We start from the raw sequence: 13,424 nt of genomic DNA, 5'->3' as shown, positions 1-13,424 counted from the left end.
GGGGGTACGACAGTTCCGGCGGATCCGGCGCCGGCAGATCCGGTGACGGGCGGTGATCCCCGGCGGGTCGAATTCCTGTCGGACCCCCGCCGTACCCTGGGGACCATGCTCCGTCGTCTCGACCTGCGACCCGACGCTCTACCCCGGCCGGCCGTCCTGCGCGCCACGATGCCGCGTGCCGAGCTCGACGTCGACGGGGCGCTCGCCGCCGTGCGACCGCTGGTCGAGGCCGTGCGGGAGCATGGCGCGCAGGCGGCGCTGGATGCCACCGAGCGGTTCGACCGGGTCCGCCCGGACACGGTGCGGGTCCCGGCGGCCGCGCTGGCCGGCGCGCTGCGCGATCTCGACCCGGCCGTCCGTGCGGCACTGGAGACCTCGATCGAGCGGGCCCGGGTGGTGCACCTCGAGCAGCGCCGGGCCGACGTCGTCACCCGGGTGGTGCCGGGCGGCACCGTCACCGAGCGGTTCGTCCCGGTCCGCCGGGTCGGGCTGTACGCGCCGGGCGGATTGGCCGTCTACCCGTCGAGCGTGATCATGAACGTGGTCCCGGCGCAGGCCGCGGGAGTCGAGTCGCTGGTCGTGGCCTCGCCCGCACAGGCCGAGTTCGGTGGCCTGCCGCACCCGACGATCCTGGCCGCGGCGGCCCTGCTCGGCGTCGACGAGGTGTGGGCGGTCGGCGGCGCGCAGTGCGTCGCGCTGCTCGCCTACGGCGGCACCGACACCGACGGCGGTGAGCTGGAGCCGGTCGACATGGTCACCGGCCCCGGCAACATCTACGTCACCGCCGCGAAGCGGATGCTGCGCGGTGTCGTCGGGATCGACGCCGAGGCAGGCACCACCGAGATCGCGATCCTGGCCGACGACACGGCCGACGCCGGGCACGTCGCCGCCGACCTGATCTCACAGGCCGAGCACGACCCGAACGCGGCATCGGTGCTGGTCACCCACTCCGAGGAGCTGCTCGCCCAAGTCGAGATCGAGCTGGAGAAGCGGGTCGGGGCGACCAAGCACAGCGAGCGGGTCCGCACCGCACTGACCGGGCCGCAGTCCGGGGTGGTCCTGGTCCGCTCGATCGACGACGGGCTCGCCGTCGTCGACGCCTACGCCGCCGAGCACCTGGAGATCCAGACCGCCGACGCGGCCGCGGTCGCCGCCCGGGTCCGCAACGCCGGCGCGATCTTCGTCGGCGCGTACTCGCCGGTGTCGCTGGGCGACTACTGCGCCGGATCGAACCACGTGCTCCCGACCGGCGGCTGCGCCCGGCACTCCGGCGGACTGTCGACCTCGACGTTCCTGCGCGGGGTACACATCGTCGACTACACGGCCGAGGCGCTGCGCGAGGTCGCCGAGCGCGTGGTCACCCTGGCGAACGCCGAGGATCTCCCCGCGCACGGCGAGGCCGTCACCGCCCGCTTCGAGGGGGAGGCATGAGCACGCCGGGGGAAGGGGTCCGGCTCGAGGACCTGCCGCTGCGCGCCGACCTGCGCGGGAAGAGCCCCTACGGGGCGCCGCAGCTCGACGTCGCGGTCCGGCTCAACACCAACGAGAACCCGTACCCGCCGCCGCCCGAGCTGGTCGCCGATGTCGGCGCCGCCTGCGAGGAGGCGGCCCGCGAGCTGCACCGCTACCCGGACCGGGATGCGGTGGCCCTGCGCGCCGATCTCGCCGCCTACCTGACCCGGCAGACCGGGGTGGCGCTGAGCGAGCGGAACCTGTGGGCCGCGAACGGCTCGAACGAGATCCTGCAGCAGCTCCTGCAGGCGTTCGGCGGGCCGGGTCGGACCGCTCTCGGGTTCGTGCCCAGCTACTCGATGCACCCGATCATCGCCTCGGGCACGCAGACCGAGTTCGTGCCGGTCCCGCGCCGGGCGGACTTCTCGATCGACATCGACGCCGCCGTCGCCGTGCTGTCGGAGCGCGCGCCGGACATCACCTTCGTCACCAGCCCGAACAACCCGACCGGGCAGTCGATCGCCCCCGCCGACCTGGCCCGCCTGGTCGACGCCGCACCCGGGCTGGTGATCGTCGACGAGGCCTACGCCGAGTTCGCCGAGGCCACCGGGCGGCCCAGCGCGACCACGCTGCTGGCGAGCCACGGGCACAAGCTGGTCGTCTCGCGCACCATGAGCAAGGCCTTCGCCTTCGCCGGCGGGCGGCTCGGCTATCTCGCCGCGGCACCGGCGGTCGTCGACGCGATCGCGCTGGTCCGGCTGCCCTACCACCTGTCCGTGCTGGCGCAGGCGTCCGCACGGGCTGCGCTGCGGCACGCCGATGCGACCCTCGGCTCGGTGGCGCTGCTGGCCGCCGAGCGGGACCGTGTCTGCGCGGAGCTGGCCGCCGCCGGGTACGACGTGATCCGGTCCGACGCCAACTTCGTGCTGTTCGGCCGGTTCGCCGACGCCGGGCGGGCCTGGAAGGGCTTCCTCGAGCAGGGTGTGCTGATCCGCGACGTGGGTATCCCGGAGCGGTTGCGGGTCACGATCGGCACCCCCGAGGAGAACGACGTCTTCCTCCAGGTCGCAGGTGACCTCGCCATCAAGGAGCTGTTGTGAGCAGAGTGGGTCGCGTCGAACGCGTCACCAAGGAGACCCGGATCGTCGTCGAGATCGACCTCGACGGCACCGGAACCACCGACATCGACACCAAGGTCCCGTTCTACGACCACATGCTGGACGCGTTCGGCAAGCACGGCTCCTTCGACCTGTCGGTGCAGGCCACCGGGGACATCGAGATCGACTCGCACCACACCGTCGAGGACGTCGCGATCGTGCTCGGCCAGGCGATCCGGCAGGCGCTGGGCGACAAGAAGGGCATCCGCCGGTTCGGCGACGCCTGGATCCCGATGGACGAGGCGCTGGCACACGCGGTCGTCGACGTGTCCGGGCGGCCGTACACGGTGTGCACCGGCGAGCCGGAGATGATGCGCGGCTTCGTCGTCGGCGGGCACTACCCGACCGTGCTGAACAAGCACGTGTTCGAGTCGCTGGCCTTCCACGGGCACCTCGCACTGCACGTGCGGGTGCTCGACGGGCGGGATCCGCACCACATCACCGAGGCGGAGTTCAAGGCCGTCGCCCGCGCGCTGCGCGCGGCCACCGAGTCCGATCCGCGGGTCAGCGGGGTGCCGTCGACCAAGGGCGCGCTGTAGCGGGGATCAGCCCGGCCCGCCCGAGCGCAGCCAGGCCAGCACCGCCAGCACCCGGCGGTGCCCGCCGGCCTCGGCGGGCAGGTCCAGCTTGGTGAACAGCGACCGGACGTGCTTGCTCACCGCGGCGCCGGACAGCACGAGCAGCTCCGCGATCTCGCCGTTCGACCTGCCCTGGGCCATCAGGTCCAGCACCTCCCGCTCCCGCGGGGACAGCCGCGACACCGGGTCCCGGCGCCGCCGGACCAGCTGGTGCACCACCTCCGGATCCAGCACCGTGCCCCCGCCGGCGACCTGCGCCGCGGCCGCCGCGAACCCGGTGACGTCGGCCACCCGGTCCTTCAACAGGTAGCCGATACCGGTCCCGCCTCCGGTGTCGAGCAGCGCCTCCGCCGCGACCGGCTGCACGTACTGGGAGAGCACCAGTACCGGCAGCGTGGGGTCGTCGGTGCGCAGCGTGACCGCCGCCCGCAATCCGCTGTCGTCGTCACCGGCGGGCATCCGGACATCGGTCAGCACCAGGTCCGGACGCTCGTGGCGGACCGCGCCGAGCAGGGCCGGGGCGTCCCCGACGGCGGCCACGACAGTGTGCCCGAACCGTTCCAGCAGCGCGACCAGCCCCTCGCGCATGAGCACGGCGTCCTCGGCGACGGTCACCCGCACGGCAGCTCCACCCGCAGCAGCGTCGGTCCGCCCGCCGGGCTGGACAGCCGGAACCGGCCGCCGGCCAGCGCGACCCGTTCGGCCAGCCCGTCCAGCCCGGATCCGGCGGCCGGATCGGCGCCGCCCCGGCCGTCGTCGCGGATCTCGAGGATCACCTGGTCGGCGTGTGAACGGCCGGAGACCGACGCCGCGCCGGCGCCACTGTGCCGGGCGATGTTGGTGAGCGCCTCGGTGAGGACGAAGTAGGCGGTGCTGGCGATCTCCGGGGGAAGACGATCGGGCAACCGCAGGTCCGCCTCGACCGGGACCGGGCAGCGCCGCGCCTGCTCGGTCACGGCGGCGGCGAGCCCGTGGTCGGCGAGCATCCGCGGGTCCAGGCCCCGGATCAGGTCGCGCAGCTCACCGAGCGCGAGGCCGAGCTGCTCGCGGGCGTCGTCCAGCCGGGCCGCCGGGGCCGAGTTGTCGTCGACGTCGAGCCGGGCCAGCCCGAGCGACACCCCCACCGCGACCAGCCGTTGCTGGGCCCCGTCGTGCAGATCCCGTTCGATGCGGGCCCGTTCGGTCTCGAACGCCCCGACCAGCCGGGCCCGGGTGGTCGCGACGTCGGCGAGCCCGGCGCCGAGCTCGGTGCCGCGGGGACCGAGCACGGTGCGGGTGAGCGCGGCCCGGGCGCCGGCCCACGCAGTGATCGTCCACGGTGCGGCGACCAGCAGCAGCACCCCGACGATCACCAGCGGCCACGCAGCGGGATCGTCCGCGGGGGAGCCGAACAGCAGCACCGGCAGCACGAAGGAGCAGCCGAGTACGCAGGCGTCCAGCCCGGCGAGCCCGGTCGCGGAGAGCAGGGCGAACCCGATCTCCCGCCAGGTCGACGGTGCCCGCCACCGGGATCCGGGGGGCCGGGACGGAGCGGGCAGCGGCTCGTCGACCAGCCGGATCCGGTGCCGCTCCAGCACGGCCAGCAGCGGGCCCACCGCGATGGTCGCCGCGACGAGCAGCACCGCCGTGGAGACGGCGAGCGGGACCCCGCCGAGCACCAGTCCCGCGGACGGGACCGCGAACACCCCCACCACGACGACGCCGAGCGCGGCACCGGTGATCAGGTAGGCCAGTGACCGCCACGGCCATGCAGTGAGCAGGAACCGCAGCGGTCGTTGGTCCATCGCCTGCCAGGCCGTTGCGATCCGCACACCGAGAACGTAGGAGATCCCCGGTGCCTGCGCGGTAGTGCCAGGGCTACCCGGAACGTCGCGCCCGGGTGACCGCGCACGCCCGGAGTTCGCGGTCGACTCGGACCATGCACCCCACACCGTCCAAAGAGCGGCCGCCGGCACTCGAGCTGGTGGCCCTCCGGCGCCTGCACCGGTCCACCGGGTCCGCCCCGGTCCATGCCCTCGACGACGTCTCGCTACGCCTGTACCCCGGGATCCTGACCGCACTGATGGGCCCGTCCGGTTCGGGCAAGTCGACCCTGCTGCACTGCGCCGCCGGGCTGGACACTCCGACGTCGGGCCGGGTGCTGCTGGGCGGGACCGATGTCGGTGCGCTGTCCGAACGCCGTCGCACCCTGCTGCGCCGGGAACGGATCGGTGTCGTGTTCCAGGCCTACAACCTGGTCGCCTCGCTCACCGCCGCCCAGAACATCGCGCTCCCGGCCCGGCTCGCCGGGCGGCGGGTGTCGGCGGGGGCCGTGCGGGCGGCGCTGGACACCGTCGGGCTCGCCGACCGGGCCGCGCACCGGCCCGCGCAGCTGTCCGGCGGCCAGCAGCAGCGGGTCGCGATCGCCCGGGCCGTGCTGACGCGGACCGAGGTGCTGGTCGCCGACGAGCCGACCGGCTCGCTCGACTCGTCGTCGGCGGCGGCGGTGCTCGCACTGCTCCGCCGGTGCACCGAGCAGGGCACGGCGACGCTGCTGGTCACCCACGATCCGGTCGCCGCCGCACGGGCCGACGAGGTCGTGGTGCTCCGGGACGGCCGGGTGGCCGACCGGTTCGGGGTGCCCGACACGTCCGACGCGGCCGCCACGATCGCGCAGCGCCTCGCCGGGATCGGGGCGTCCCGATGATCGCCTGGGCGAACCTGCGTGTCCGCTGGCGGGAGCTGCTGGCGACGGTGCTCGCCGTCGGCACCGGGGTCGCGCTGATCGGTGCGGTACTGCTCACCGCGTCCGCCGCCCGGCCCCCGGTGCAGGAGCGTTTCGCAGCGACCGCGGCGCTGGTCGTGCCGCCGACGGTGGTGGCGTCGCACACCCCCCGGACGGATCGCCGGATCCCCTGGTCGTCCGCGGAGGCCGACGCGACGGCGGCCCGGCTGGGCACCGGACCGGGGGTGACCGGGGTGGTGATCGACCGATCGTTCCCGGCCGTCCCGATGCCCGGAGGCCGTCCGGCCGGTGATCCGGAGGACCGCGCGGGCGGGCACGGGATCGCGAGCCTCGCGCTGGGCGGGTACCGGATCGAGGGGAGCGCACCGCGCGGTCCGGACGAGATGGTTGTCGGGCGCGATCTCGGAGCCGGGCCGGGGACGACGCTGCCGGTGCTGTTCGCCGACGCGACCCGCCCGATGCGGGTCACCGGGGTGACCGACGGGCCGGGTGTGTACGTCGCCGACGAGGTGGCGGCCCGGCTCGCCCCCGGGGTCCGGACGATCGGGGTGCTGGGCGCCGTCCCACCGGCGCCGCCGGGGACGACCGTGCTGACCGGTGACGACCGGGGGGCCGTCGAGCCGGTGCAGGACTCCCGGCTGCGCCACCGGGGCACCCAGCTGCTCGTCGCACTCGGGCTGCTCACCGGGGTGACGACCGTCGTCGTCGTGTCGGCGGCGCTGTCGACCACCGTCGACGGCCGCCGCAGGGAGCTCGGGTTGCTGCGCGCCGTCGGTGCGACCCCGGGACAGATCCGGCGGACGGTGCTGGGGGAGGCCGCACTCGCCGGCGCCGCCGGGGCACTGCTCGGCACCGCCGGGGGTATCTGCCTGGCGCCGGCGCTGCACCGACTGCTCGTCGCGGCGGAGGCCGCCCGAGGAGTCGAGGCGGTCCCGCCGTCGGTGCCGTCGCTGGCCGTGGCCGCCGCGGCCGGAGTGCTGCTGTCGCTCGGCGGCGGTCTCGCCGCGTCCCGGCGGGCGGCGCGGGCCGCGCCGCCGGGGGCCGTCCCGGGCCGCACGGACGGCGAGCCGGCCGGCCGGTCGCGGACGGTCGGCGGATGCGCGGCGCTCGCCGTGGGGGCGGGGATGGCGGTCGCCACCGCGGGCGCCGCCGGCGACGACCGGGTAGGTCTCGCACTCGGAACCGGGGCGACACTGGTGATCGCGGCGGCGTTGCTGGCACCGGCCGTGCTCGGGCTGCTCGTGCGGGCCCGGCGGCCCGCCCGGGCGGCCGCGATCGCGGCGCCGGTGATCGTCGCCGTCGGGTTCGCGGTGCTGATCGGCGGATTGACGGACACGATGGCGGCCGCGTATCCCGCGGAGCGGGCGGCCGTGCTGGCCGGGACGGTGACCGTGGAGCAGGATGCCGCGCCGGGTCTGTCCGACGACACCGCCCGCGCCCTCATGGTGCCCGGCGCCCGCGTCCCGTTGCCCACCGTGCTCGTCGTGACCGGGCCGGCCGGACCGGTCGCGGTGGACGCGGTCGGGACCGACGGTGCGGTGGTCCCCGGCACGACGGTGCTGTCCGAGCCGATGGCGGACCGGCTCGGCGTCGCGGCCGGCGACCGGTTGCCCGCCCGATTCGCCGACGGGACCGACGTCGAACTGCGGATCGCGGCGGTGTCGGCGCCGGACGAGCGCCGCGGTGATGTCGCCGTCGCCCGGTCCGACGTCCGCGCACACGACCCGACGGCGCTCACCGACACCGCGTTCCTGCCGGTCGGTGCGGTGCCGGACCGGCTGCCGCCCGGGACGGTCGTCCGGGACGCCCACGCGCACGCCGTCGCCGAGTACGCGATCGACGCCCGCCTCACGACGGTGCTGGCGCTGCTGCTGGTCGCCGTCTCCGCCGGGTACGGCGGGCTCGCCGCCGTGAACACGGTCGTGACGGTCGTCCGGACCCGCCGGGACGATCTCGCGCTGCTCGGGGCGGTGGGCGCGACCCGCGGACAGCTGATCGGGATCGTCGGTGCCGAGACGGGCGCCGCGGCACTGCTCGGAGCGGTGCTGGGCGTGCTGGTCACGGCGCCGCCGCTGGCCGCGGTCGCGTCCGGGCTCGCGGTCGCCACCGGGCAGCCGGTGACGGCGGTCGTCGATCCCGGCACCGTGTTCCTCGCGATCGGGGTGTGCACGGTGGCGGCGGTGGGGGTGGCGGCGCTGTCGACGGGCCGGGCGACTCGCCGGGAGGGACCCGGCGGCGCCCGCTGGGTCAGCCGGTCTCGACCGGGAGCGTGGCGTCGGCCGTCCACTCCGACAGCGACCCGTCGTAGACGGCGACCTCCGCCCCGCTGACGACGTACGCGGCGAACGCGGGGAGAGTCGCGGCGATCCCGCCACCGCAGTAGGTGACCGTCCGCTCGGCGTCGAGGATGCCGGCCTGGTGCAGCTTCGCGGCCAGCCCGTCCTTGTCGAGGAACCGCCCGGTGGCCGGGTCGAGCAGCTCGAACAGCGGCAGGTTCGTGCTGCCGGGGATGCGTCCGCGACGGCTGTAGGGGCTGATCTCCTGCTCGCCCCGGTAGGTCGCCGGATCGAGGGCGTTGACCACCACACCGGGACCGTCGCCGGTGCTGAGCCGGCGCACCTCGTCGGTGGTGGCGATCAGCTCGGGCCGCGGGCGCGGGGTGAAGGTCGCGGATGCGGGGGCCGGCTCGCCGGACTCCGTCGGGTGCCCGGCCGCGGTCCAGGCCGCCAGCCCGCCGTCGAGCACGGACACCGCGTCGTGACCGAACGCGCGCAGCAACCACCAGAACCGGGTGGCCCAGGCGTTGCCCGCGGTGTCGTAGGCGACGACGTGTGTGCCGGCGCCGATGCCCAGCGCCCCGGCCGCCGCGGCGAACTGCTCGGCGGTCGGGACGGTCAGCGAGAACCGCCCGGCCGGGTCGGAGAACGCACCGGGGATGTCGGCGAACACCGCGCCGGGAACGTGCGCCGTGCGGAAACCCTCGATGTCGGGTGTGACCTGGTAGGGCTCACCCTCGGCGGTGGTGGCGAGCCGGGTGCTGGCATCGACGATCAGGACGTCGGGCCGGTCAGCGGCGGCTGCGAGATCGTCGGCGGAGACGAGCGGGGGCAGGATCGGGGACACGGTTGTGCTCCTTCGGGGACGGGATGGGGCGTGGTCCGGCGGGGAAGCCGGGCGGTGTGGTTGCGGAGTGGGTCGTCGTGCTGGGCCGGGTGATCGGCGGGGCGTCGTGGAGCCGGGCCGGGCGATCGCTGGGTGGGGTGTCGTGCTGGCCGGGCGATGGCGGGTCGTCGTGGATCCGGGCCGGATGATCGCCGGGTGGGGCATCGTGCCGGGCCGGGCGATGCCGGGCGGGGCGTCGAGCCGGGCCGGGCGACCGAGGGGCCGGGAATCCTGCCGGGCCGGAGCACCCGGGTGCGGTACCGATCGGCTCGTGGCGCCGGGTCAGCGGTGTGCACCCCAGCGCTGGACGCACCGGCCCCGGAGCCGGATGGGCCCCGGCTCAGCTCGGACAAGCGGCCGCGTGGACCCGCATCAGGTCGACCCAGCGCCGCCGGGTCCGGCACGGGCGCAGGTGCCCGCCCGGCCGCCGATCGGGGCGGGGGAGCGGAGCATCGGCCACGAACCGAGGCTAGGCCCGCCGCGTCGGTGCCGACAAGCGCGCCGTGGCGGTGTTCACCCGCGGCGTCGACGGTGTTCGTGCGGGGCCCTCGACCGCGGCCGGGAGCGTCCCGGACGGGAGACTAGGCTGGTCCGCGTGGCACGGATCGTCGTCCTCGACTACGGATCGGGAAATCTCCGCTCGGCCGAGCGGGCGCTGGAACGCGTCGGCGCGGACGTCACCGTCACCTCCGACTTCGACACCGCGGCCGAGGCCGACGGACTGGTCGTCCCGGGTGTCGGCGCGTTCGCGGCCTGCATGCGCGGCCTGCACGAGGTCCGCGGTCCGCAACTGATCGGGCGCCGCCTCGCCGGCGGTCGCCCGGTGCTCGGCATCTGCGTCGGGATGCAGGTGATGTTCGAGCGCGGCGTCGAGTTCGACGAGGACACCGCGGGTTGCGGGGAGTGGCCGGGCACCGTCGAACGGATCCGGGCGGACGTGCTGCCGCACATGGGCTGGAACACCGTCCGGGCCCCAGAGGGCAGCACCCTGTTCGCCGGCCTCGACGCAGAGACCCGTTTCTACTTCGTGCACTCGTTCGGCGTCCGGCGCTGGGAGCTCCAGGAGTCGCACGCGATCGCCCCGCCGACGGTGACCTGGACCCGGCACGGTGAGGACGTCGTCGCCGCCGTGGAGAACGGCACGCTCGCGGCGACCCAGTTCCACCCGGAGAAATCCGGCGACGCCGGCGCCACCGTCCTCGAGAACTGGCTGAAGTCGATCAGCTGACCGGACCTGGCCCGGCCCGGGCCCCGCATCCGCACGGGTTCACTTCGTTCGCACGGGATCGGATCCCGTGCGAACAAGGCGATCCCGTGCGAACGCGGCGACCCCGCGGCGACCCCGTGCGAAGGCGTGCGGGACCGCAGGCGGGCACCGATCGCCGCGTCGGCGCCGCCGAGCAGGGCGGGCTCGTCGGTCTGCAGGGCGAAGGACCGGGCGACCGAACCCCGACCGAGCCCCCGGCCCCGGGTCACGGAAGGGCGGGACGCCGCCGGAGGACACCGCGGAGCCCGCTCGTAGGCTGGACCGGTGAGTTTCACGTTGCTTCCCGCGGTGGACGTGGCCGACGGCGCAGCCGTCCGGCTGGTACAGGGCGAGGCCGGTACCGAGACCGGCTACGGCGAGCCCTTGGAGGCCGCGCTGACCTGGCAGCGCGACGGCGCCGAGTGGATCCATCTGGTGGACCTGGACGCCGCGTTCGGCCGCGGCTCGAACGCCGCGCTGCTGGCCGAGGTGGTCGGTCGGCTGGACGTGAAGGTCGAGCTGTCCGGCGGCATCCGGGACGACGAGTCCCTGGACCGTGCGCTGTCCACCGGCGCCGCCCGGCTCAACCTGGGCACCGCCGCGCTGGAGCAGCCGCAGTGGTGCGCGAAGGTGCTCGCCGAGCACGGTGAGCGGATCGCGATCGGGCTGGACGTCAAGATGATCGACGGCAGGCGCCGGGTCGCGTCCCGCGGCTGGACGGCCGACGGCGGCGACCTCTGGGAGACCCTCGCCCGTCTCGACGGCGACGGCGCCGCCCGCTACGTCGTCACCGACGTCTCCAAGGACGGCACCCTGACCGGTCCGAACGTCGAGCTGCTCACCGAGGTCGCGAACGCCACGAGCGCCCCGGTCGTCGCGTCGGGCGGCATCTCGGAGGTGTCCGACCTGGTCCGGCTGGCCGAGGTGGCGGCGAGCGGGGTGAACATCGAGGGCTCGATCATCGGCAAGGCGCTCTACGCCGGCCGGTTCACGCTGCCCGAGGCCCTCGATGCCGTGCGGAAGGTGGGCTGATGGGCGTCGCGGTCCGCGTCATCCCGTGCCTGGACGTCGATGCCGGGCGCGTGGTGAAGGGCGTCAACTTCAAGGAGCTGCGCGACGCCGGCGACCCGGTCGAGATGGCCAGGGTGTACGACGCCGAGGGCGCCGACGAGCTGACCTTCCTCGACGTCACCGCGTCCTCCGCGGGACGCGGGACGATGATGGACGTGGTCCGCCGGACCGCCGAGCAGGTGTTCATCCCGCTGACCGTCGGTGGCGGCATCCGCACCCCCGACGACGTCGACCGGATGCTGCGCGCAGGCGCGGACAAGGTCGGCGTGAACACCGCCGCGATCGCGCGTCCCGAGCTGCTGCACGAGATGTCGCGCCGGTTCGGCTCGCAGTGCATCGTGCTCTCGGTCGACGCCCGGCGGGTGCCCGACGGCGAGCGGCCGCAGCCCTCGGGCTACGAGGTGACCACGCACGGCGGGCGCCGCTCGGCCGGGGTGGACGCGGTGGAGTGGGCGGCCCGCGGCCAGGAGCTGGGGGTCGGCGAGATCCTGCTCAACTCGATGGACGCCGACGGCACCCGGGCCGGTTTCGATCTGGAGATGATCGAGGCCGTCCGTAAGGTGGTGGACGTGCCGGTGATCGCCTCCGGCGGCGCCGGGACCGTGGACCACTTCACCCCGGCGGTGCGGGCCGGCGCGGACGCGGTGCTCGCGGCGAGCGTCTTCCACTTCGGGACCTTGCGGATCGGCGAGGTGAAGGACGCGATGCGGACCGGCGGAGTGGAGGTTCGGTGAGCACAGCGAGCGTCCGGGTCACCGACTCGGAACTGGACCCGGCGATCGCGGCCCGGCTCAAGCGGGACGCCGACGGCCTGGTGTGCGCGGTCGTCCAGTCCCGGGCCGGTGAGGTGCTGATGGTCGGCTGGATGGACGACGAGGCGTTGCACCGCACCCTGACCACCGGCCGCGGCACCTACTGGTCGCGGTCCCGGCAGGAGTACTGGGTCAAGGGCGACACCTCGGGGCACGTCCAGCACGTGCACGAGGTCCGGCTGGACTGCGACGGCGATGCGCTGCTGGTCGTCGTCGACCAGGAGGGTCCGGCCTGCCACACCGGGACCCGGACCTGCTTCGACACCGACGTCCTGCTCGCCGGGGAGTGATCAGCCGGTGGTCACCCAGCGGATCCCGGCGGTGATCAGCGTCCCGCCGGCCCGGACCACGGTGGCCTCGGTGACCGGCAGCCATGGCAGCCGCAGCGGCAGCCGGGCCCAGCGCGGCAGCAGCCCGACCGACGCGGCGGCCAGCACCCCGTAGGGCACCCGCGCCGACAACGGCAGCGGCGGCTGGAGCAGCAGGAACCGGGCCGCGTCCCGGGCCTCGGGGGTACCCGCCAGCTCCGGTCGGTAGCGGTCGATCTGCTCGGCCAGCTCGGCGGCGCTCTCCGGCGGGTCCGGGACACCGAGCGCCCGGGCGACCCGCGCGGTGTCGGCGACGTAGCCGTCCCGGCCGTCGGCGTCCAGCGGTTCCTTGCCGTAGCGGTCGTGCGCGGCGAGGAAGCTGTCGATCTCGGCGATGTGCACCCAGCGCAGCAGGTGCGGGTCGGACGCGGAGTAGTGGCGCCCGTCCGGCGCGACGCCCTGCACCGAGGCGTGCGCCCGCTTGATCCGCTCGATCACCCGCTGCGCCTCGTCGGCCGGGCCGAACGTGGTGGCGGCGAGGAAGTAGGAGGTGCGCTGCAGGCGTCCCCACGGGTCGCCGCGGAACCCGGAGTGCCCGGCGACACCGGCCATCGCGAGCGGATGCAGGGATTGCAGCAGCAGCGCCCGGAGCCCGCCGACGAACATCGACGCGTCGCCGTGCACCCGGCGGATCGGGGCGTCCTCGGCGAACCAGCGCGGCCCGTCGGCGCCGAGGATCCGGGCCCGCCGATCGGATCCCTCGTCCCCGGCGACCCGGGAGAAGACCGCCGAACCGGCCCGCGACCGCAGGATCGCGAGCCGGTCGGTGACGGCGCCGGGGAGCCGGGGGGTGAGATCGACCATCCGTCCAGTGTGCGGGCCCGGCGCGGGCCCGGCCAGACGGATCAGTCGG

General features: G+C 75.1%; 13 protein-coding genes. 9 read left to right on the top strand and 4 right to left on the bottom strand.

From position 1 onward, the window contains the following. Positions 1-105 precede the first annotated feature (105 nt). Genes hisD through hisB form a run of 3 tightly spaced genes read left to right on the top strand, consistent with a single transcriptional unit; the run spans position 106 to position 3,148 of the window. Positions 106-1,431 carry a histidinol dehydrogenase gene (hisD, locus tag Pdca_RS21020; protein WP_085913101.1) on the top strand — a complete coding sequence of 442 codons (1,326 nt, stop codon included), beginning with the start codon at positions 106-108 and terminating at the stop codon, positions 1,429-1,431. Then, the gene (locus Pdca_RS21015; protein WP_085912986.1) at positions 1,428-2,552 is read left to right on the top strand and encodes a histidinol-phosphate transaminase; all 1,125 of its coding nucleotides are present in this window, start codon (positions 1,428-1,430) and stop codon (positions 2,550-2,552) included. The genes hisD and Pdca_RS21015 overlap by 4 nt, the downstream gene beginning before the upstream one ends. Continuing rightward, positions 2,549-3,148 carry an imidazoleglycerol-phosphate dehydratase HisB gene (hisB, locus tag Pdca_RS21010; RefSeq protein ID WP_085912987.1) on the top strand — a complete coding sequence of 200 codons (600 nt, stop codon included), beginning with the start codon at positions 2,549-2,551 and terminating at the stop codon, positions 3,146-3,148. The genes Pdca_RS21015 and hisB overlap by 4 nt, the downstream gene beginning before the upstream one ends. Before the next feature lie 6 nt (positions 3,149-3,154). Here the strand turns inward: hisB and Pdca_RS21005 are convergent, their stop codons facing one another. Both Pdca_RS21005 and Pdca_RS21000 read right to left on the bottom strand, forming a co-directional pair. Further along, positions 3,155-3,808 carry a response regulator transcription factor gene (locus Pdca_RS21005; RefSeq protein ID WP_085912988.1) on the bottom strand — a complete coding sequence of 218 codons (654 nt, stop codon included), beginning with the start codon at positions 3,806-3,808 and terminating at the stop codon, positions 3,155-3,157. Then, entirely contained in the window at positions 3,799-4,998 is a 1,200-nt protein-coding gene (locus Pdca_RS21000; RefSeq protein WP_085912989.1) for a sensor histidine kinase, read from the bottom strand. The genes Pdca_RS21005 and Pdca_RS21000 overlap by 10 nt, the downstream gene beginning before the upstream one ends. Before the next feature lie 107 nt (positions 4,999-5,105). Here Pdca_RS21000 and Pdca_RS20995 point away from each other — a divergent pair, with 107 nt between their 5' ends. Beyond that, positions 5,106-5,873 (top strand): ABC transporter ATP-binding protein, encoded by a 768-nt coding sequence (locus Pdca_RS20995; RefSeq protein WP_085912990.1) that lies wholly within the window; start codon positions 5,106-5,108, stop codon positions 5,871-5,873. Beyond that, on the top strand, positions 5,870-8,242 hold the full coding sequence (locus Pdca_RS20990; RefSeq protein WP_085912991.1) for an ABC transporter permease: 2,373 nt from the start codon (positions 5,870-5,872) through the stop codon (positions 8,240-8,242). Before Pdca_RS20995 ends, Pdca_RS20990 begins: the two co-directional genes overlap by 4 nt. Here the strand turns inward: Pdca_RS20990 and Pdca_RS20985 are convergent. Then, positions 8,160-9,035, bottom strand: a complete 876-nt coding sequence (locus Pdca_RS20985) for a sulfurtransferase (protein WP_232021095.1) — start codon at positions 9,033-9,035, stop codon at positions 8,160-8,162. The genes Pdca_RS20990 and Pdca_RS20985 overlap by 83 nt on opposite strands. Positions 9,036-9,669: 634 nt before the next feature. Between Pdca_RS20985 and hisH the strand changes: the two genes are divergently transcribed. The 4 genes from hisH (at position 9,670) to hisI (ending at position 12,493) form a co-directional block, all read left to right on the top strand. Beyond that, the gene (gene hisH, locus Pdca_RS20980) at positions 9,670-10,302 is read left to right on the top strand and encodes an imidazole glycerol phosphate synthase subunit HisH (protein ID WP_085912993.1); all 633 of its coding nucleotides are present in this window, start codon (positions 9,670-9,672) and stop codon (positions 10,300-10,302) included. Positions 10,303-10,605: 303 nt separating this feature from the next. Beyond that, positions 10,606-11,352, top strand: a complete 747-nt coding sequence (gene priA / locus Pdca_RS20975; protein ID WP_085912994.1) for a bifunctional 1-(5-phosphoribosyl)-5-((5-phosphoribosylamino)methylideneamino)imidazole-4-carboxamide isomerase/phosphoribosylanthranilate isomerase PriA — start codon at positions 10,606-10,608, stop codon at positions 11,350-11,352. Next, positions 11,352-12,125, top strand: coding sequence for an imidazole glycerol phosphate synthase subunit HisF (gene hisF, locus Pdca_RS20970; protein WP_085912995.1), 774 nt, complete (start codon positions 11,352-11,354; stop codon positions 12,123-12,125). Before priA ends, hisF begins: the two co-directional genes overlap by 1 nt. Next, positions 12,122-12,493, top strand: coding sequence for a phosphoribosyl-AMP cyclohydrolase (gene hisI, locus Pdca_RS20965; RefSeq protein WP_085912996.1), 372 nt, complete (start codon positions 12,122-12,124; stop codon positions 12,491-12,493). The genes hisF and hisI overlap by 4 nt, the downstream gene beginning before the upstream one ends. Here hisI and Pdca_RS20960 read toward each other — a convergent pair whose 3' ends face one another. Beyond that, a complete protein-coding gene (locus Pdca_RS20960) occupies positions 12,494-13,375 on the bottom strand; it encodes an oxygenase MpaB family protein (protein WP_085912997.1) in 882 nt (293 codons plus the stop codon). It abuts the gene before it with no gap. Between the last annotated feature and the right edge of the window lie 49 nt (positions 13,376-13,424).

The organism is Pseudonocardia autotrophica, from assembly GCF_003945385.1.
Taxonomy (GTDB): domain Bacteria; phylum Actinomycetota; class Actinomycetes; order Mycobacteriales; family Pseudonocardiaceae; genus Pseudonocardia; species Pseudonocardia autotrophica.
The sequence above is the reverse complement of the archived record's forward strand: the minus strand, read 5'-3'. Positions and strand labels throughout refer to the sequence as shown.